Source organism: Lacimicrobium alkaliphilum, assembly GCF_002591895.1.
GTDB lineage: Bacteria > Pseudomonadota > Gammaproteobacteria > Enterobacterales > Alteromonadaceae > Lacimicrobium > Lacimicrobium alkaliphilum.
This window is the reverse complement of sequence record NZ_NISX01000010.1, coordinates 18,361-39,128: the sequence shown is the minus strand read 5'-3', so window position 1 is coordinate 39,128 and position 20,768 is coordinate 18,361. Positions and strand designations below refer to the sequence as shown.

Annotated in this window: 12 protein-coding genes; 10 read left to right on the top strand and 2 right to left on the bottom strand. The window is 50.2% G+C overall.

From position 1 onward, the window contains the following. Positions 1–105: 105 nt before the first annotated feature. From CDA54_RS10880 to CDA54_RS10865, 4 genes are all read left to right on the top strand, one after another. Positions 106–1,824 (top strand): Na+/H+ antiporter NhaC family protein, encoded by a 1,719-nt coding sequence (locus CDA54_RS10880; RefSeq protein ID WP_099035044.1) that lies wholly within the window; start codon positions 106–108, stop codon positions 1,822–1,824. A gap of 321 nt (positions 1,825–2,145) precedes the next feature. Beyond that, positions 2,146–4,779, top strand: coding sequence for a TonB-dependent receptor plug domain-containing protein (locus CDA54_RS10875; RefSeq protein WP_099035043.1), 2,634 nt, complete (start codon positions 2,146–2,148; stop codon positions 4,777–4,779). A 168-nt stretch (positions 4,780–4,947) separates the two neighbouring features. Then, positions 4,948–6,786, top strand: coding sequence for a GNAT family N-acetyltransferase (locus tag CDA54_RS10870; RefSeq protein WP_099035042.1), 1,839 nt, complete (start codon positions 4,948–4,950; stop codon positions 6,784–6,786). Next, positions 6,783–7,700 (top strand): histone deacetylase family protein, encoded by a 918-nt coding sequence (locus CDA54_RS10865; RefSeq protein ID WP_099035041.1) that lies wholly within the window; start codon positions 6,783–6,785, stop codon positions 7,698–7,700. The genes CDA54_RS10870 and CDA54_RS10865 overlap by 4 nt, the downstream gene beginning before the upstream one ends. A gap of 210 nt (positions 7,701–7,910) precedes the next feature. On the opposite strand, the gene CDA54_RS10860 is transcribed toward CDA54_RS10865, so the two are convergent. Continuing rightward, on the bottom strand, positions 7,911–9,743 hold the full coding sequence (locus tag CDA54_RS10860; protein WP_099035040.1) for a M2 family metallopeptidase: 1,833 nt from the start codon (positions 9,741–9,743) through the stop codon (positions 7,911–7,913). A 414-nt stretch (positions 9,744–10,157) separates the two neighbouring features. Between CDA54_RS10860 and psrA the strand changes: the two genes are divergently transcribed. The 3 genes from psrA (at position 10,158) to CDA54_RS10845 (ending at position 14,145) form a co-directional block, all read left to right on the top strand. After that, positions 10,158–10,826: a TetR family transcriptional repressor PsrA gene (gene psrA / locus CDA54_RS10855; protein WP_099035039.1), complete on the top strand. Its 669-nt coding sequence runs from the start codon at positions 10,158–10,160 to the stop codon at positions 10,824–10,826. A 15-nt stretch (positions 10,827–10,841) separates the two neighbouring features. After that, positions 10,842–13,172, top strand: a complete 2,331-nt coding sequence (locus tag CDA54_RS10850) for an acyl-CoA dehydrogenase (protein ID WP_099035038.1) — start codon at positions 10,842–10,844, stop codon at positions 13,170–13,172. Positions 13,173–13,878: 706 nt separating this feature from the next. Continuing rightward, positions 13,879–14,145, top strand: coding sequence for a DUF2061 domain-containing protein (locus CDA54_RS10845; protein WP_099035037.1), 267 nt, complete (start codon positions 13,879–13,881; stop codon positions 14,143–14,145). Positions 14,146–14,434: 289 nt separating this feature from the next. Here the strand turns inward: CDA54_RS10845 and CDA54_RS10840 are convergent, their stop codons facing one another. Continuing rightward, a complete protein-coding gene (locus tag CDA54_RS10840) occupies positions 14,435–17,830 on the bottom strand; it encodes a PAS domain-containing hybrid sensor histidine kinase/response regulator (RefSeq protein ID WP_099035164.1) in 3,396 nt (1,131 codons plus the stop codon). 270 nt (positions 17,831–18,100) lie between these two features. Here CDA54_RS10840 and CDA54_RS10835 point away from each other — a divergent pair, with 270 nt between their 5' ends. The 3 genes from CDA54_RS10835 (at position 18,101) to CDA54_RS10825 (ending at position 20,758) form a co-directional block, all read left to right on the top strand. Next, entirely contained in the window at positions 18,101–18,364 is a 264-nt protein-coding gene (locus CDA54_RS10835; protein ID WP_099035036.1) for a DUF4212 domain-containing protein, read from the top strand. Positions 18,365–18,369: 5 nt separating this feature from the next. Further along, complete coding sequence (locus CDA54_RS10830) at positions 18,370–20,136, top strand: sodium:solute symporter family protein (protein ID WP_099035035.1); 1,767 nt, start codon at positions 18,370–18,372, stop codon at positions 20,134–20,136. A 94-nt stretch (positions 20,137–20,230) separates the two neighbouring features. After that, positions 20,231–20,758: a hypothetical protein gene (locus tag CDA54_RS10825; RefSeq protein ID WP_099035034.1), complete on the top strand. Its 528-nt coding sequence runs from the start codon at positions 20,231–20,233 to the stop codon at positions 20,756–20,758. The last annotated feature ends 10 nt before the right edge of the window (positions 20,759–20,768 follow it).

Genomic DNA, 20,768 nt, shown 5'->3' with positions numbered 1-20,768 from the left:
CAGACTAACCCGATATCCTTATACGGACAACATTTTCAGCCTCGCTTTTTACCCGGCTTCGGTGTTATTTTATCTTTCTTTTCATACTTTTAGCGGAGTTCTGCTTTGTCTCGTAACGCTTATACCTGGATTTTATTGTTGTTTGGCTGCATTGGTGCACTGTTGGCTCATCAATACCAGAGCCCGCAATGGAAAGAGCAGAGCTACCTGTATGAAACCTTTGAAACGGTTGATGGCAAACTCAAATATCGTCACCAGGGGGAAGAGATACTCATTGAAGAGCTGGTGGATTATGCCGACTCGCCACTGCGCCAGTCAGCGCTGGATCAGCTTGAAGGCGACCCCGAACTTAACCGTCAGTGGGTGAAAATGCCGGATAATGAAATCGTATTACTGAAAACCGATTATCATTATGGCGTCTGGTCATTGTTACCTGCCTTTATCACCGTTGCGCTATGCCTGATTTGTCGTGAACCCATTATTGCCTTGCTAGGCGGCATTGTTTGTGGGGCTTTTTTAATGGGGCAGCCGGATATTATTGACAAGGTTCTGATCCCCAGTCTTGGTACCGAAAGTGCGGCGGCAATTCTGGTGTTGTACTTATGGTTGCTTGGAGGACTGACCGGCATCTGGGGAAAAACCGGCGCAGCGCAGGCTTTTGCACAGAGCATGACCAAACATTTCGTACGCGGTCCGCGCAGTGCCAAAGTAGTGACCTGGATGCTGGGGATCCTGTTTTTTCAGGGCGGAACAATCAGTACTGTACTGGTGGGCACTACGGTCAGACCCATAGCCGATAAAGCCGGTGTCAGCCACGAAGAACTCAGCTATGTGGTGGACTCCACCGCGTCGCCCATTGCGGTGTTCCTGGCTTTTAATGCCTGGCCCGCGTATGTGCAGGCGTTCATCTTTGTTCCCGGTGTAGCATTTCTTGCTACGGAGGCCGATCGTATAGCGTTTTTCTTTTCCAGCGTGCCTTTAAGTTTTTACGCCATTCTGGCGGTTTTCGGAACCTTTTTGCTGAGCATGAATATTCTTACCTTTTCCGGTTCACGGCTGAAAAAAGCTAATCAGCGAGCCGCGCAAACCGGTCAGTTAAATGCACCACAAGCCAGGCCAATGAGCTCAGGGGAGATCCATCGAGCCCATGTACCTGATCATTATCGACCGAATCAATGGGAGTTTATTCTGCCGCTGATAACCTTGTTAGGGATTGCAGTGGGTAGCTTCGTTTTACTGGGTACCCCAAAAGTGAATTGGGCCTTTGGTGCCGCGTTGATACTGGCGGCGACTATCGCTCTGGTGAAGGGCATGTCGCTGGAAGATTTGCTCGATGGTTTCGGTGATGGCTGGAAAAGCGTGGTCGTGGCATCAGTGGTGCTGATGCTGGCAATCACCATCGGTGGCATCAGTAAAGAGGTGGGGGGTGGTCTGTATCTGATCGATCTGCTTGGTGAGCGTTTACCTTTCTGGTTGTTACCCGTGACGTTACAGCTGATTACCATGATTATTGCTTTTTCTACCGGCACCAGTTGGGGAACCTACGCTATCGCATTCCCCCTGGCCATGCCACTGGCCTGGGTGATCGCCATGGATCAGCAATTGGCCAATCCTGAGCTGTTTATGATGGTGTGTTTTGCCACAGTGCTGAATGGCAGCGTATATGGCGACCAATGCTCACCTATATCTGACTCCACTATCCTGAGTTCCATGACCACCGGCTGTGATTTAATGGATCATGTTAAATCTCAGCTTTATCCCGCCACACTGGCAGCAAGCCTGGCCGCAGGTTTATGGACTGTGATCGCCGTTTTCAGTCTGTAATTCTGTTCGTAAGTTTTCAGGCTAAATTACGTTTTTTCTTGTCATATATCGTATGAGCCGATATGTTGTAGCGACGAAAGACATGTTTTGTGAGATGAATGAATGTATTTCTGAGTAAAACCCTTTGGTGTGCAGATTTTTGTCTGTAATCGCTACTGTTGTTTTACATCTCGCAAACTGTACTTTCGTACTATAACAATAAGGCGTTGTTGAAACAGACAAACCGGTAAGAGTTTGAAGAGCAACGCTAAAAATGCGGTGCGGTTGTTCCACAAGGTTCATCGTACCAACGATATAAAAACGACAAGTTGGAGAAGGTCTATGCCTACCCAAATCACACATCTATCTAAAAGTATTAAGTTTGCTCTCACATCAGCAGCTGCTGCCAGCCTGGCGGTAAGTTTAAATGTTTCAGCGCAGGAGGATGATTCCAATGCAGCAGAAACCGGTCCGGTTGAGAAAATAGCCATTGTCGGTACCCGTGCCGCACCGCGTTCAGTAGGCGACTCTGCGGTACCTCTGGATATTATTGGTGCCGATGAATTTGCCGCACAGGGCGCCACTGACATGATGTCAATGATGAGCACCGTTGTGCCCTCGTTTAACGTTAATGACCAGCCCATTAATGATGCCTCGACGCTGGTAAGACCGGCTAACCTTCGTGGGCTGGCCTCAGACCACACCCTGGTGCTGGTAAACGGTAAGCGCCGTCATCGCAGTGCGGTGATTACGTTCCTTGGCGGGAGTTTGTCTGATGGTGCCCAGGGCCCCGATATTTCAAATATTCCCGCCGTTGCACTGAAACAGGTTGAAGTGCTGCGCGATGGCGCCGCTGCGCAGTATGGTTCCGATGCGATCGCCGGAGTAATCAATTTTGTTCTTAAGGATGACGCCGACGGGGGCATGATTGAAGCCCGTTGGGGCGAAACCATGGAAGGAGACGGCGACACCCTTCAGGTAGCCGGTAATATTGGTTTGCCGCTGACCGATGATGGTTTTGCCAACTTCTCCATGGAGTACCGTGAAGCGGATGCTACCAGTCGCAGTGTACAGCGTGATGATGCCGCAGCACTGGCAGCAGGGGGTAACCCGGATATTGAAAACCCCGCGCAAATCTGGGGTACACCAAAAATTAAATATGACTTTAAACTGGTGGGTAACTTTGGTCTGGACCTGGGCAACGATAAAGAAGCCTATATGTTCACCAATTGGGCCGAACGTGAAATAGACGGTGGTTTTTATTACCGTAACCCTCATACCCGTGGGGGAGTGTATAGCGGCGGAATTGAGCCTGCAGATTTGAACGGCGATGGCGTGATCGATGAAGATGAAGGGCATCAACTTTTGTTGGTAGGTGATCTGACCGACGATATGAGTGCTAATTGCCCCACCGATATCCGCGTGGGGGATAACGTACTGGATAATCCGCGATATATCAGTGAAGTGGCTAATAACCCTGATTGCTGGGCTTTCAATGAGATGTTCCCCGGCGGCTTTACGCCACGCTTCGGCGGTATCGTAACTGACGCATCCATTGCAATGGGTACAAAAGGCTACACCGAGAGTGAGTGGTTTTATGATATCAGTATCGGCATGGGCTACTCGCAAATTGAGTATTCAATCCGCAATACTGTGAACCCCTCACTGGGCCCGAATACGCCGACGGAGTTTGCGCCTGGTACTGCCAGCCAGCTGGAACAGAATTTCAACTTCGATGTGTCCAGATTATTTGAAATGGACAGCCTGTACGAGCCACTGGCCTTTGCGGCTGGTATTGAATATCGCCGTGAAACCTTTAAGCAGGAAGCGGGCGATCCGGCTTCGTTTGCTGTTGGTTCACTGGCCTTTAACCCGGCTACCGGTACCTCTCAGGGCTTTGGTATAGGTTCAAACGGTTTCCCTGGTATCAAACCTGAAGCGGCAGGTGAATGGAGCCGTGGCAACTGGGCAGGCTTTGTGGATGTGGAAGCTTATGTCACCGAAAACCTGATGATTGGCGCCGCAGCCCGTTATGAAGATTTCACCGACTTCGGATCAACCTTTAACGGTAAGCTGTCAGCCCGTTTGCAGATGACGGATACCTTCGCGATACGTGGCGCCGTCAGCACCGGCTTTAAAGCACCCACTGTTGGTCAGAGTAATGTTATTAATGTAACCACTGCGTTTGTGGGTACACAGCTGCAGGACCAGGCCTTGTTGCCACCCACCAACCCCATTGCGGCACTAAAAGGTGGTGAGCCACTGGAGCCTGAAGACTCTGTAGCCTACAGCTTTGGTTTAGTGGGTGAGTTTGAAAACGGTTTGTATCTGACCATCGATTACTTCAATGTGGAAGTGACCGATCGTTTGAGCCGTACTTCCGCTATTCCGCTGACCCAGGAAGATATCGATGCGCTTCTGGCTCAGGGTATTCGTGATGCGACCAGCTTCAGCAGTGTGGTGTACTTTACCAATGACTTTGATACCACCACGCAGGGTATCGATGTGGTGATGAACTACAGCAATGAAGTGTTTGGCGGTGATATGAAATACTCACTGGCTTACAACTGGACGGACACCACGGTGGATGATTTCAACCCGGATAACATCAACCTTGCCAAGGTGGAAATGCTGGAAGACAACCTGCCAGCGCACCGTGGAACCTATACCATGAACTGGTCAAAAGAAGATTTCAGAGCGCTGATGCGTCTGAACTACTTTGGCGAGTATTATGAAGATCATGTGGATGCTGGTGGCGGTCTGGATATCTATCCAGGTTCTGAGCTGACCGTTGATCTAGAACTGGGTTACTTCCTGACCGATGATTTCCAGATTGCCGGTGGGGCCAAGAACCTTTTCGACAATGTACCTGATGATAATCCTTTTGCCGGTGTGGTGGGCTCTAAATATCCCACCACTGCGCCAATGGGTATCAATGGTGGCTTCTACTACATAAGAGGGATCTACACCTTCTAAGTCAAAAGAGTTGATAGTGAAAGCAAAAGCCGCTGCCTGCCAGGACAGCGGCTTTTTTTATTGAGGCATTGAGACTTATCGGTAATCCGGCTGCAACGCTGGGTATACTGTTGTGCATAGGGAAGATATGATCAGACTTCCGTGGGATTCGCGAGCTCAGACAGCTTTATGTATATTGCGTTGCCAAATCAGCCAGACTGGCCGGCACTGATTAAATCCGGCAGCCGGGTATTTCTCGGCTCTAATGCCGGTGTGCCAAACGGGTTAATAGATGATCTGATCAAAGACAGTCATGGTCTGCATGATATTGAGATTGTCCATACTCTGACTCTGTCCGACAGTCGCTGGGTAGAACCCGAGTACAGTGAACTGTTTAAGGTCAATACCCTGTTTATCGGTAGTGACAAAATTCGCAGGGCAGTGGCAGAAGGCCGGGCGGACTATACGCCGTGTTTTTTATCCGAGGTTCATTCATTGTTTGAACAGGATATTTTGCCGTTGGATGCGGCATTGATCATGATCAGTCCGCCGGATCAATACGGCTATTGTTCGCTGGGCGTTGCGGTCGATGTTACCCTGTCGGCGGTACGTAAGGCGAAACGGGTTATTGCCCAGATCAATCCGTTAATGCCCCGTACCAGTGGCCACTCCTTTATTCATGTCAGTGAACTGGATGCGTGCATTGAACGGCAACAGGCATTGCCGGTCCTGCCTGATTACGAGCCGGATAAAAAAACCGAACGCATCGGCCAATATGTATCGATGTTGGTGGAAGATGGTGCGACCATCCAGCTTGGCGTTGGCAAAATTCCCAATGCCGTATTGCGTTATCTGCACAATCACAAAGACCTGGGGGTCCACAGTGAATTGATTACCGATGGCGTTATCGATTTAATCGCTAAGGGTGTTATCAATAATCGCAATAAGACCTTTCATCCCGGCAAAACGGTTACCAGCTTCTGTCTCGGCAGCCAGAGGTTGTATGACTTTGTACATAATAATCCCCATGTGGAGTTTTATCCCAGCAGCTATGTGAACTCACCGGTTAACATTGCCCGCAATCACAACATGGTCGCCATCAACAGTGCACTGGAAGTGGATCTGACCGGGCAGGTGGTGGCAGACTCTATTGGCTATCAGTTTTATAGTGGTATAGGTGGTCAGGTCGATTTTATCCGCGGTGCCGCCCTGAGCCCCGGTGGCAAGCCCATTATTGCACTGCCCTCGACGGCAAAGCAGGGAACGATATCGCGCATTGTGCCTACTATTACTCCGGGCAGTGGGGTGGTGACCTCAAGAGGGCATGTGCATTATGTGGTCACTGAGTTTGGGGTAGCCTCATTAAAAGGGCGCAGTATTCGGGAGCGGGCGCTGGAATTGATTCGGGTGGCGCACCCTAAGTTTCGTGCCGAGTTGCTGGAAAAGGTGCGTGAGCATTACTGGGTGCCGCATTATCAGAAGGACTATCCCAGAGAAGTTCCGGAACTGAGTCCGATTAATGTAAAAACCCTGCGTGTTGAGGGCCAGAATTATGATCTGCGTCCATTGAACCCGGCGGATGAACGGCGTTTACAGGAGTTTTTCTATTCCCATACTAAAGAAACCCTATATTTAAGGTATAACCATATTCCCACTCAGATGACCCGTGAAAAGTCCTGTGGGCTGGTAAGTGTGGATCAGTCAAGAGATCTTGCCTTATGTATAGTGAAACAATATGGCTCGGTGTCTGAAATCCAGGCGGTTGGTCGGTACTATCTGAGTAACGACGGCCAATCCTGCGAGGTCGCTTTTGTGACCCGTGAGAGCAACAGGGGGAAGGGTATGGCCAAGCAGTTATTGAGCGAAATGGCCAACATAGCGAAACAACGAGGGGTAAAAATGATGCAGGCTTATGTAAGGGCCGACAATAAAACCATGTTGCGAATTTTCGAAAATGCCAGTTTTGTCCGTGAGCCCACTGAAGAGCCCGGTGAAGTGATGTTACGCCTGTCGCTGGAGAGTCAATGAGCCTGTTATTTATCAGTCATCCTAAATGCAGTGAGCACGATGTCGGCAATGAACATCCCGAATGTCCGGAGCGGCTGGATGCGATTAACGATAGGTTGATCGCCTCCGGCATGGAGTTTTCTGTTGTAAGACAGCAGGCCATAGCAGCTGACCGGACTCAGTTATATCGCGCGCATAGCCCGGAATATGTGGACAGGGTGTTTGCGTTGTCACCGGAGTCAGGCCAGGTCCAGATGGATCCGGATACTCAAATGATGCCGCACAGTCTGGAGGCGGCCTTGTATGCGGCGGGCGCCAATATTCAGGCGGTGGATGCAGTATTATCCGGGGAAATGTCCCAGGCATTTTGTGCGGTGCGCCCGCCAGGGCACCATGCAGAACGGGATAAGGCGATGGGATTTTGTCTGTTTAACAATATTGCCGTGGGTGCCATGCACGCCTTGCATCAGTATGGTCTGAAACGCATTGCTATCGTGGATTTTGATGTGCACCATGGCAATGGCACCGAGAATATCTTTTTTAATGATCAACGGGTGCTTTTTTGTTCCAGCTACGAATATCCCTTCTATCCCTATAATGTGGGGCCTGGCAATGAGCATATACTCAACCTGCCACTACCGGCGGGCACGGATAGTGAAGCCTTTCAGCAGGCCATTCAGGACCGCTGGCTGGATAAGCTGGATGCGTTTGCCCCTGAGTTGATTATGATATCTGCCGGTTTTGATGCGCATTTTGAAGATGATATGGCTCACTTTAAGCTGGTGGAAACCGACTATCACTGGATCACCAGTCAGCTTAAGGCGCTGGCCAATAAACATTGCCAGGGACGCATGGTCTCAACCCTTGAGGGGGGCTATGCCCTGAGCGCGCTGGGCCGCAGTGTGATTGTGCACCTTAAGGCAATGTTGGATTAGGGCGTGTTGAGCTTGGCCGGAACGCCTAGAGTGTTCGTAGCGTATTGATATTGTGTTATTGCTATTTGTGAGAGCATGTAAACCAGATTCACTCTGCCTTGTCTGAATACGCGACAAACTGCTGCAGAAATCAACATCAACAAGGATTTCAGGCAATAAAAAGGTCGACGCTATGGTCGACCTTTTCGTTATTTACAACAGGCTGTCAGTTTAAAAGCCGCACTGACGGCCCTGGTTTTGTTCATCAAGCCAGGTTTTCAGGGGGGCGAAGTAGTCCAGTACTGCGGTGGCATCCATTTGCGCTGAACCGGTCAGGCTCTCAAGAGCTTCCTGCCAGGGGCGACTCTGACCCATCTCCAGCATGGCATTGAGGGCTTCACCGGCCTCTTTGCTGCCATAGATTGAACAGCGATGAATTGGACCTTTATCTCCGGCAATTTCACACAGGGCTTTGTGAAACTGGAATTGCAGTATATGCGCCAGAAAGTAACGGGTGTAGGGTGTATTACCCGGCACATGGTACTTTGAACCTGGGTCAAAGGCATCGGCAGGCCTCTCGATGGGCGCTCTGACGCCCTGATATTTCTCGCGCAGCTCCCACCAGGCCTGGTTGTAATTTTCTGGTTTGACTTCACCGGAAAGCACTTTCCAGCGCCACTGATCTACCATCAGCCCGAAGGGAATAAAGGCGATCTTGTCCAGAGCCACCTGCATCAGCATACCAATATCGTTAGACTCATCGGGGATCTCATCAATCAGGTCAATTTGCTTAAGGTATTTTGGCGTAATCGACAGCGCAATTGTGTCACCGATGGCTTCATGGAAGCCGTCATTGGCCGAACCACGGTATAACAGCGGCTGGTCTTTATAGGCGCGTTGATAATAGTTATGCCCCAGTTCGTGGTGAATGACATTAAACTCTTCACCGGTTTTCTGGATACACATCTTGATACGCAGATCGTCTTTATCATCAATATCCCAGGCCGAGGCATGGCAGATTACATCTCTGTCGCGGGGTTTGGTAAATTGTGAACGCTCCCAGAAGGTTTCTGGCAGTTCTGCAAAGCCCAATGAGCTAAAGAAAGACTCTGCCTGTTCGACCATTTTTATCTCGTCATAATTCTGATCTTTGAGGGCCGCGGTCACATCCGGTACCGTCATCTTTTGCTCAGGTTTCACCAGTTCGTATATATTGCCCCAGGTCTGCGCCCACATATTGCCCAGCAAGTGAGCCGGAATCGGCAAATCCTGCGGCACTACATCGGTACCGTAGTGTTCGCCCAGTTTGGCGCGCACGTGACAATGCAGGGCATCATAAAAAGGTTTTACCTGATTCCAGGTGCGGTCCAGTTCAGGGCCGAACTCTTCGGCGGGCATATCATACTTGCCACGCCACAGCTCGCTGGTGTCAGCGAAGCCCAGCTCCTGTGCACCTTCATTAGCCAGGGTTACCAGCTCTTCATACAAAGGCTTCATGGGCGGGCTGATTTGCCGCCAGCCCTGCCAGATATCCAGCAGTTCCTCGTGATCACGTACTCTGGCCATTTTCGCGGTCATTTCGCCCAGGCTCATGCATTCGCCGTCTTGTGGGCAATATTTACCTTTCCCGTACATACCATCTAACTCAGAAGAGAGTTTGGCAAGCCGTTCAGATTTCTCAGAATCGGAGGGTGGGGCCAGAACAAAGGAATTCACCAGCAAATTCAGCTGGCGGCGGGTATCGGCATCCACCTGCACGTCACTGAATTTGGCGGCTTCTTTGGCCAGTTCCGCCTGTCGGGATGAAAGCTTCTCACTTAAATAGGCGGAAACGGCGGAGGTGTCCTGATTGATATAGGTTGCATAGGCCCACGCGGCCTGAACCGCGGGTAACTGTAATTTTTCCAGTTCAGCCTGAGCTTCCTGCAAGAAGATGCGCGCATCTTCTGGTGTGAGAGTCCTGGCTGTCTCTTGTTTTTGCGTTTGTGGTGGCTGTTGGCAGGCTGTAGTACCCAAAGCCAGCGCCACTAAAATAGCTGGCATTGATAATTTCTGTCGTAACATAGTATTCCCTTATTTGATTATTGTTATCTGGCTGACAAGAAGCGTCGCCGGTAGAGCCAGTATATCAAGCTAAGCGCATATTGGTATCTGCGTGGTGGGGTGTGCAGGGGTAAAATAAAAAAGACCCGGTTTCAAAAAAGCGCTAGTGAAATCGGGTCCAGGGAGAAGGGAAAACATTTTTAGTGCCACTGATTATTACGACCTGTTCAGCCAGCGTTCAGTTCCGTTAAAATTGAATTGTTCACTTAATTTTGGTTAAAACTCAACAATATCATAAGGTTGCACTCATCCGACCAGGAGGTATTCGTAACAGAATGTAACGCTGGGGGTGTCAGAACTTTTTCAAACAAGCGCTTGAAATTGACTGTATATAAGTATAAATTCAAACTACTGTTTGAATCGGGCGTTTGATACATGGCGATGGATACCAAAACACAAATTCTGAATGCCGCCGAGCGGTTGTTCGCCGAACATGGCTTTGGTGATACTTCTTTGCGGGCAATAACAACCGAGGCCAAAGTTAATCTGGCGTCGGTCAATTATCATTTTGGCTCTAAGAAACAACTGATCCAGGAAGTGCTGCAGCGCTATCTTAAAGTCTTTATGCCACAAGTAGACCAACAGATTATCACCTTACTTGCGAAACATCCCAAACCAGATGTGGAGCAGGTTTTTACCAGTCTGGTGAAACCATTGCTGCTGCTTAATCAGGTGCGCCCTGATGGTACTGCACTGTTTGTGCGTCTGTTGGGCCGCGGATATTCTGAATCGCAGGGTCACCTGCGTAAGTATATTACCTTTCACTATGGGCAAATGCTGAAGAGTTTCGTGAATGCGGTGCATCTGGCAGTGCCGGATTTGTCCAGCGCGGAGCTGTTCTGGCGATTGCACTTTGCCATCGGTACTTTCGTGTTCACTATGGCTTCGAGCAAGGCGTTGAGCGAAATTGCTCTGGCTGATTATCAGCAACAAGTTACTGTTGAAGGCATTATTCACCGGTTAATGCCTTATATTTCAGCGGGGGTAGGGGCAAAAGCCCATACCGAAACACAACAGTCAAATCCGGTATTGGAAATTGCATAACCTGAGGGTGCTTTTATGTCTATTTTGTTAATTATTATTGTCGTTGCCGCGATTATTCTGGGCGTCACCGATATAAGACGAAATCTGATTACCAAACCGGTATTTCAGGTTTTTAAAAAAATTCTGCCCCCTATGTCCAGCACAGAGCGAGAAGCCATGGAAGCCGGTTCTATCTGGTGGGAAGGAGAACTATTTCGTGGTAAGCCTGACTGGGATACCTTACATGGTTATGCCAAACCAGCGCTGAGCGATGAGGAACAGTCCTTTATGGACAATCAGGTTGAAACGTTGCTGGCTATGCTGGACGACTACAAGATTGTTCATGAGCAAAAGGATCTGCCTAAAGAGGTGTGGGATTATCTGCGCAAGGAAGGTTTCTTCGCCATGATCATTCCTAAATCTTTTGGTGGTAAGGAATTTTCTGCCATTGCCAACTCCACCATCGTATCGCGCATTTCGACCCGTTCATTAAGCGCGGCGGTGACGGTAATGGTACCCAACTCCCTGGGCCCTGGTGAGTTGCTGTTGCATTATGGTACTCAGCAGCAAAAAGACTACTGGCTCCCCCGTCTTTCAGACGGCACAGATGTACCTTGTTTCGCCCTCACCGGGCCTGAAGCCGGCTCTGATGCCGGGGCAATTCCCGATGAAGGGATTGTCTGCAAGGGCATGCATGACGGTAAGGAAGTGCTGGGTCTGAAACTGACCTGGGATAAGCGCTATATCACATTAGCCCCCGTGGCGACGGTGTTAGGGCTGGCATTTAAGATGTACGATCCTGAGGGCTTGCTGGGCGATCAAAAAGAGCTGGGGATCACCTGTGCGCTGATCCCGGTTGATCACCCGGGTGTTGAGACCGGTGAGCGCCATTTCCCTGTGGCCATGGCATTTATGAACGGAACGACACGGGGTAAAGAGGTGTTTATTCCGCTGGATTGGATCATCGGCGGCCCTGACTTTGCCGGTCGTGGGTGGCGTATGCTGGTTGAGTGTTTGTCTGCGGGGCGCGGTATTTCTCTGCCCGCTCTGGCCACGGCCAATGCTCAGCTCTGTGCCCGTACAACAGGGGCCTATTCAGTTGCCCGTAAACAGTTTGGTCTGTCTATTGGTAAGTTTGAAGGGGTGCAGGAAGCCATGGGTCGTATCGGTGGTCTCACTTATACCCTCGAAGCCATGCGCACCATGACCGCCGGTGCCATCGACCTGGGTGAGAGCCCGTCGGTCGTCACCGCGATTGCCAAATATCATATGACCGAGATGTCACGTGAAGTAATCAATGACGCCATGGACATTCATGCCGGTAAAGGAGTGCAGTTAGGGCCGAAAAACTATCTGGGTCACCAGTATTTCGGTACGCCTGTAGCCATTACAGTGGAAGGGGCAAATATTCTCACCCGTAATCTGATGATCTTCGGTCAGGGCGCCACCCGTTGTCATCCCTATGTGTTTGCCGAGATGGAAGCCGCGGCCAATGAAGATGCCGAGCAGGGGCTGAAAGATTTTGATGGCCTGTTGATTAAACACGTAGGTTTCGCTGCCGGTAACTTCTTTGGTTCACTGTGGCAGGGACTGACTGCGGGGCGTTTTGCTTCTGCGCCGGTATCTGGTGAAACCGCGACCTACTATAAGCAACTGTCTCGTATGTCCCGAGGGCTGGCACTGTGCTCAGACTTCTCTATGCTGATTCTGGGAGGAGACCTTAAACGCAAAGAAATGATTTCCGCCCGTTTAGGTGATGTATTGAGTCAGCTTTATATCGCATCTGCAGTGCTTAAGCGCTATGAGAGCGATGGTCGTCAGGTCGCCGACCTGCCTTTTGTGCACTATTCAATGCAGCGTTGTCTGTACAAAATCGGTCATGCTTTTGATGGCTTCTTCCAGAACTTCCCGAACCGCCTGGTGGCGAATGTGGTTAAACGGGTTGTGTTCCCCTGGGGGATCCATTATCAGATGCCACAGGACGATGTTACTCAGCATGTGAGCGACAGCCTTATGCAACCTGGCGTAATGCGCGATCGCCTTACTCATCTGTGTTATATCGGTGATAAAGAAGACGATCCGGTGGGTATTGTTGAGCGGGCCTTTATTGCCATGCATGATGTTGTGCCGATTGAGAAAAAACTCCTCAAGGCGCAAAAGGACGGTAAGCTTGCCCGCAAGCTGCCTTTCGACAAGATGCTTGATGCGGCGCTTGAGCAGGAGATTATTTCTCAGCATGAGGCCGGGCAGCTTAAACGCACAGATACACTTCGCCGTAATGCTCTGAGTGTGGATGATTTTCAGCCGGGCGAGCTTGAAAATCTGGGTAAGAAGTCCCAATCCACAAAGAAAAAGTCTGTGGCTTAATAAACCTGCCGCACAAACTCAGAAAGAATCAAAACCGGTTGCCTCTGGCAGCCGGTTTTTTATTGAAAAGCGCTAAATTATCAGAAACGAATTTTTCAAACCACACGAACAGCACGAAAAGGGCATATTCACCGCAGAGTCGCAGAGGACGCGGAGATCTGCATCTTTAATCTCAGTTACCTCCGCGTTCTTCGCGTCCCCGCGGTGAAGGCTTTTTTACCACGAAAGGCACGAAAAAAACACGAAAGGGGTTAAAGCGTCTAGCCATTCAAATCTCTGCGCCTTTGCGCCTCAGCGAGATCAAAGGAATAAAAGCTTAAGATCTCGCTGCGGCGCTGAGATCGCAGAGGTTTTAAAAGGTTTTTCACCGCTGATCTGCTGACGACGAGAAGACGAGCGACATCATGTAGAGTCCAATTTATTGGACTAGTGTGGCTACATTTATGGTATCTCTGTGCTCTCCGTGCCTCTGTGGTTAAGTTCTTTTATAAGAGCGCTGGATGCCCAGCAGCCTATTAATTGTCAAAGTGCTGGATAATAAAACCTTACAATCAAAGGTGCTGGACAGGCCCGATAACGGCATTCGGGCATGATCGGCACTCAATATTTCTTAATCGTAATAATAGATTTCGATGTTTAATTTTAATCGTTATTGAAATGTGTTTGGCGTTGCTAAGCTCTCAGTATCAAGTTTAAGGAGCTGACCATGACGAAGACATTTACCTTTGCACTGATACATTTCAGTATTGCCTTTAGTATCACTTATTTGCTCACCGGTGATGTGCTTATTGGGGGGCTGGTGGCGCTGATTGAACCGGCGGTCAATACCGTGGCTTTTTATTTCCATGAAAGAGTATGGAAAAAGCTGGAACAACGAAAAGCGGCATTCACCCCACAGACACAAAGTGTACAGAATCAGAAAAGTTTTCAGCCAGCAGCTTTCAGTCTTCAGAAGCTAACATCTGAGGGCTGATAACTGGCCACTTAAATTGTGATCCTCTGTGTTCTTCGTACTCCTGTGGTTATGCACGGGCTGATCTGTTCGTGCTTTTTGTGTTGTTAGTGGTTTAAAAGCGTTTGACAACGAAAAGCACGGCAGGGGGCAAGGTATTTACCTCACAAATCTCGGCGTCTTAGCGCCTCAGCGAGATCAAAAAACAAAAGCCTGAGATCTCGCAGAGCCGCAAAGAGCGCAGAGAAGATAAGGGCAGTAATCCATTGATATCTCTGTGTGCTCTGCGCCGTCGTGGTTGATCAACTATTCAACCCTGATGATGCTCAATCCAGGCCTTCAGTGCAGCCGGTTTTATCGGTTTGGCCAAAAAGTTTACACGGTGTTGGCCTGCTTTATTCCTGAGTCCTTCATCTTTATTGGCGGTCACCAGCAACGCTGGCAATTCCTGTTGCCAGATGCTGCGTAGTTTGGTGATCAGAGCCAGGCCATCAATATTTTCACTATCAAGCTGATAATCGATAATCAGCAGATCCGGGGCATTGTGCTGACTGGCGTACTCCAGCGCTGTGCCCACTTTGTCAAGATAGTCGCCATCGCAACCCCATTTACTCAGTAAGCTTTGCAGCGCATCAAGGTTCGTAGGGTTATCGTCCACACACATTACCTTGGTGTGCTCAAACCGTTGCTGCGCGCCCTGCTGATGCTGCTTATGGCGGTCCAGCGCTTTGCTGCCGAGGGGAATACGCACACTAAAACAACTACCGTAACCCACTTCTGATCGCAGGGTAATCGGATGATTCAGTTGCTCGCTCATTTTCTTTACCACACCAAGGCCCAGACCAACTCCCTTGATCTGGCCCCGGTGTGCACGGTAGAAATCGGAAAAGATTTCATCCTGTTCGGCTTGTGAGATACCCAGCCCGTTATCCCATACCTCGACCCGCAGGTGGTCGCTGCGCTTTCTGCAGCCGACCAGCACCCGACCTCCGGGGCTGTATTTTATGGCATTGGAAATCAGATTCTGCAAGATGCGGCGAAGATAGGTTGGATCGCTGTGTACGATAGCATTCGATTGGCGGATATGCAGCGATACGCCATTCATTTCTGCCATGCCTCTGAATTCCTGCTCCAGAGAGTGAATTAAATCCCTCACTGCAAAATGAGAGGGGGTAGGGGTAAGTGCACCCTGTTCCAGCTTGGCAATTTCCAGCAAGGTGGAAATAAGCTGTTCACTGGCATTGAGTGAGGCGCCAAGCTTATGGGTGATCTGCAGGTTATGCTCAGACAGCTCCTGCTCGTTAATTGCCGATAAATATAACCGGGCAGCGTTCAATGGTTGCAAAATATCGTGGCTGGCCAGAGCCAGAAAACGGGTTTTGGAGCGATTAGCCTGCTCAGCCTGGAGCTTTGCCTGTTTGAGTTCCTGATTAATTTCGCGGATCTGGCGGGTACGGTGATCAATGCGCTTTTCCAGATCGATGTTGGCTTCTTCCAGCGCTTTTTGGATCTCCACATGTTCGGTAATGTCGTTAAAGCTGGTGACAAAGCCGCCGGTAGGAAGGGGGTTACCATTCATTTCAATAACCCGTCCATCGGAGCGACGGCGGATAAAACGATGTTGTGAGCCATGCTGCATATGTTGCAGACGTTTTTGTACGAGTTCTTCTACTTCGCCAGGCCCACATTCGCCGTGAAGAGCATTGTAACGCACCAGGTTTTCGATAGGTTGGCCAATCTCCACCAGTTCCGCCGGATAATCAAACAGATCAAGATATGCTTTGTTCCACGCTACCAGCTTCAGGTCTCTATCCACTACGCTGATCCCCTGACTGAGGTTTTCAATGCTGCTGAACAGGATGGCCTGATTGGTTTTCAGCGCTTCGGTGGTGTCTTCAAAAAAGGTAAAGACTTCTTCCACATCCATTTGCTGCCCGGAGATCAACACTTTGATCAGTGAGCGTGCGGAACTCCCGCCGAGTACACCGGCCAGACTGCGTTCACAGAACTGGATAAAATCATCACTGGGCGTGGCATTGTCACTCAGTTGGGTTTGCTGTTCTTTGCAATAATGGTGTATCAGTTGATCGGTGCGGGTGGCGCCGACAAAGGTATTCAGCAGCTCTTTGAGATCCCCATTACTGATCTTGCTCTGTGCACTGATCCGTTTATTGACACCAGCATCGGCATTGGGCGTAACAAATGCGCTGGCCTGCATACGTTCAAGCAGACTATGTCCGGCGCTCAGAGAGAACAGCAGGTAACCGGCGAGGTTGGCTATCCAACTGATGGCCACACCCTGGGTGATAATACTGATGCTGTTTTGCGTACCTGGTTGCTCTGCCAGTGGCAGCATAACAAACATCACCCAGCAGCCCAGGCCGAGTGCAAGGCCACCGATCACCCCACTGGCGTGGCCCTGTTTCCAGTACAATCCGCCAAGGATAGCAGGTGTCAGTTGCACCACCATTGAAAAGGCCAGTAAACCCATGCTGGATAACGCGCTTTTATCGGCCCAGATTACGAAATAGCTATAAGCCATCAGCAGAATCAACAGGATCACCAGGCGACGGATATTGAGCAGGCGCTTCTTATAGTTTTTGTCTTTAAGCCAGCGCCTGGGCTGATTTCTCAGTAGCAACGGTACAATCACGTCATTAGTCAGCATGGTAGACAACGCCAGCCCGGACACGACGATCATGGCCGTGGCGGCGGAAATCCCGCCAATCAATACCAGCAGGCTCAAAAGATGATGTCCTTGAGACAAAGGCAGCTGCATCAAAAAGGTGTCCTGATCCACGCCGCTTCCGGCAAACAGGATATTGCCCGCCATAGAAATGGGAATGATGGCAATGGCGGTCAGTACAAGATACAAAGGGAAAAGCCAGCGGGCCATGGCCAGATGAGAGGTTTTGTGATTGTCCACAATCATCACGTGAAACTGTCGCGGCAGACAAAAAATCGCAGCCGCGGCCATCAGCGCCTGCATCACAAAATCAAAGGAGGAGCCACGCCAGTCTGACCACAGTCCTGCCTGTGCGGTGACTGATTGCCAATCGGTATCCGGTGACATCAACAGGGCATAGGCGAACAGTCCGGCAAAACAGAGTCCGAAGAGTTTAACCAGTGATTCTGCACCTATGGCCAGCATCAGCCCGGACCGATATTGTGTGATATCGGCATGACGGGTGCCAAAAAGCACTGCAAACAACGCCATAATCAGGGTGGCTCCCAGGGCCTTAATATTGTTACCTCCGCCGCTTTCAAGGTTGGCAAAGACGGCGAAACTGGCGTCTACGGCTTTAAGCTGCAGGGCGATATAGGGAATAGTCGCCAGGGTCATCAATAAGGTAACGAGAACGGCAATACTGCGTCTTTTTCCGTAACGGGAAGAAATAAAATCGGATACAGACGTAATATTTTGCCGTTTGCTGACCAGCAGCATTTTTTGCAGCATCGGGTAGCCAAAGATAAATAACAGTATCGGACCCAGCAGAATAGGCAGGTATTGCCACTGGGACTTTGCGGCTTCGCCGATGGCACCATAGTAAGTCCAGGAGGTGCAGTAGATCCCCAGTGCCAGGCTGTAAATGACCGGATGGCGGGCCAGCGTATTGGCGCGGGAGCCTGAGTGATCGCCGCGCTGTGCCAGCCAAAATAGGGCTCCGACATACGCCAGTGCGACTAAAATCCAGAAAAAAGTGATCGCCATTTTAATTATTATCCATTAGATCGCTGTTTTATTCTGCAACGGATTGAGGGTTGATCTGAGCATTAAACCTTAATCCAGACCTATACGACCATGGTCGGGGTTCGCTGTGAAACGCTTTTACCGTCTGTCAGGCCCCTGATACCAGTCCGGAAGGCTATTGTGCCAAATTTTTTATCTCTTGTTCGACTAAAGTCGGGCTAGTAGGTTATGTAGTGGCTGCTAGATTAACAATTGTTTTACAACAATAACGATAGGAGTAAACAAATGGCGGACGACAAAAGTATCGCCCAGGCCTACTGGAAGGCTAACTTGCGTTTGATTGCCGGCTGTTTGGTAGTCTGGGCATTGTCATCCTACGGCTTTGGTATTCTGTTTCGGCCCTGGCTGGCCGATATCAGAGTTGGTGGCACCGATCTTGGCTTCTGGTTTGCCCAGCAGGGCTCCATCCTGACCTTTATCGTGCTGGTGTTTTTCTATGCCTGGAAAATGAACCAGCTGGATAAACGCTTCGGCGTTAATGAGGAGTAAAGGTAATGAGCCAATTCACAATTAACCTGATTTTCGTCGGTGCATCCTTTGCCCTGTATATCGGCATTGCAATATGGGCCCGGGCCGGTTCGACGCGGGATTTCTATGTTGCCGGTGGCGGTGTTCATCCGGTGTTAAACGGTATGGCAACAGCGGCAGACTGGATGTCAGCGGCTTCGTTTATTTCCATGGCTGGTCTGATTGCGGCTGGTGGTTATGCGAATTCCACATTTTTAATGGGCTGGACAGGGGGGTATGTACTATTAGCCATGCTGTTGGCACCTTATCTGCGCAAATTCGGCAAGTTTACCGTGCCGGATTTTATCGGTGACCGATTCTACAGCTCCGGTGCCCGGCTGGTGGCCGTGGCTTGTCTGATTATTGCCTCTACAACCTATGTTATCGGACAGATGACCGGCGCTGGTGTGGCGTTTTCGCGCTTTTTGGAGGTGGACAGCAATACCGGTCTGATGATTGCGGCCGTGGTGGTATTTCTGTATGCAGTCATGGGCGGCATGAAAGGGATTACCTACACTCAGGTTGCACAGTATGTGGTACTGATCATTGCCTATACCATACCGGCTGTGTTTATTTCACTGCAACTGACCGGTAATCCGGTGCCCGGACTGGGCCTGTTCTCAGAGCATACTGAGTCCGGTATGCCTTTGTTGGCAAAGCTGGATCAGGTGGTCAATGAACTGGGTTTCAGAGATTACACCGCTGATGTTCCGAATAAGCTGAATATGGTGCTGTTTACCTTGTCGCTGATGATCGGAACTGCGGGGTTGCCCCACGTTATTATCCGCTTTTTCACTGTGCCTAAGGTCGCTGATGCGCGCTGGTCCGCCGGCTGGGCACTGGTGTTTATTGCGCTGTTGTATGTTACTGCGCCTGCGGTGGCATCTATGGCCCGTCTGAATCTGCTCAATACAATCTACCCAGATGGTCCGACAGCCGATGCGATCAAGTATGAAGAGCGTCCGGACTGGATCCAGACCTGGGAGAAAACCGGCCTGATCCAGTTTGAAGACAAAAACAGCGATGGGCGTATTCAACTGTATAATGACAGCCCTGAGTTTGCTCAGACTGCGTCTCAAAGAGGCTGGAATGGCAATGAACTGAATGTAAATAACGACATTCTGGTGCTGGCTAATCCGGAAATCGCCAATCTGCCGCCCTGGGTAGTGGGTCTGATTGCTGCCGGTGGTCTGGCTGCCGCATTGTCAACCGCTGCAGGTCTGTTGCTCGCCATCTCCTCGGCAATCAGTCATGACCTGATAAAAGGTTCGATTAATCCGAAAATATCGGAGCGTGGTGAGTTACGTGCAGCGCGAATCTCCATGGCAGTAGCCATTGTGGTGGCAACCTATCTGGGGATGAATCCGCCGGGCTTTGCGGCACAGGTAGTGGCACTGGCCTTTGGGATTGCCGGGGCGTCTATCTTCCCGGTACTGATGATGGGAATATTCTCCAAACGGATGAATAACAGAGGCGCTATTGCTGGCATGCTAGCGGGCCTGTTGTCGACTCTGGTTTATATCTTTATCTATCTTGGATGGTTGTTTATTCCCGGCACCAATAATCTGGCCAATACGCCGGATAACTGGTTGCTGGGAATATCACCCCTGTCTTTTGGTGCGGTTGGCGCAATAATCAACTTTGCGGTCGCCTTTGTGGTATCAGGTATGACAGAGAAGCCGCCACAAGAGATCCAGGAGCTGGTTGAAAGCGTTCGCTATCCAAGGGGCGCGGGTATGGCTACCGGACACTGAACAATGTTGTTCAGGTAAGTATTACAGCGGGCTTTGGAAACAAGGCTCGCTGTATTTTTATTCGCATGGTTCGGATTCAGGAAATCTATTTATTATGTTTTGGGAATTTATCGCCACTATTACCGCCGGCCTGGGTGCAGCGGGTATCGCTCTTGGGGTGCGCTGGCTGAGCAGGAACAGGGCGCCAAAGTGGTTGATCCCGGTGTTTGCCGGGTTAGGTATGCTCGGGTTTCAGGTTCAGGCTGAATACACCTGGTATCCTCATCAGGTCAGTTTGTTGCCAGCGGGCATTGAAGTGGTCAAACAAGTGAAAGAGCAAAGCTGGTATCGCCCATGGAGTTACCTGTGGCCGCAGACATTACGTTTTATGGCAGTGGACAAACAAAACGCCGCGGCCAATCATCAGTATCCGGGTGTCATGCTGGTGGATCTGTACTTCTTCCAGCGCAGAGCCACTGCCCGCAGGGTGACGCAGGTGATTGATTGTCGTAACCGCACCCGCGCGGGGTTTCATGACGCGCTGGATATCCCCTTACCCGGGCAGACACCAGATTCTGACTGGGTGATACTCAGTGATAATGATCCGTTACTCACAACCTTATGTGAGCCAGGCAAAGACTGATTACCAGAGA

Coding starts and splice junctions, on each gene's coding strand:
- CDA54_RS10860 (WP_099035040.1), bottom strand. CDS start 9,743: ATGTTACGACAGAAATTATCAATGCCAGCTATTTTAGTGGCGCTGGCT.
- CDA54_RS10865 (WP_099035041.1), top strand. CDS start 6,783: ATGAGCCTGTTATTTATCAGTCATCCTAAATGCAGTGAGCACGATGTC.
- psrA (WP_099035039.1), top strand. CDS start 10,158: ATGGCGATGGATACCAAAACACAAATTCTGAATGCCGCCGAGCGGTTG.
- CDA54_RS10845 (WP_099035037.1), top strand. CDS start 13,879: ATGACGAAGACATTTACCTTTGCACTGATACATTTCAGTATTGCCTTT.
- CDA54_RS10875 (WP_099035043.1), top strand. CDS start 2,146: ATGCCTACCCAAATCACACATCTATCTAAAAGTATTAAGTTTGCTCTC.
- CDA54_RS10835 (WP_099035036.1), top strand. CDS start 18,101: ATGGCGGACGACAAAAGTATCGCCCAGGCCTACTGGAAGGCTAACTTG.
- CDA54_RS10825 (WP_099035034.1), top strand. CDS start 20,231: ATGTTTTGGGAATTTATCGCCACTATTACCGCCGGCCTGGGTGCAGCG.
- CDA54_RS10830 (WP_099035035.1), top strand. CDS start 18,370: ATGAGCCAATTCACAATTAACCTGATTTTCGTCGGTGCATCCTTTGCC.
- CDA54_RS10850 (WP_099035038.1), top strand. CDS start 10,842: ATGTCTATTTTGTTAATTATTATTGTCGTTGCCGCGATTATTCTGGGC.
- CDA54_RS10870 (WP_099035042.1), top strand. CDS start 4,948: ATGTATATTGCGTTGCCAAATCAGCCAGACTGGCCGGCACTGATTAAA.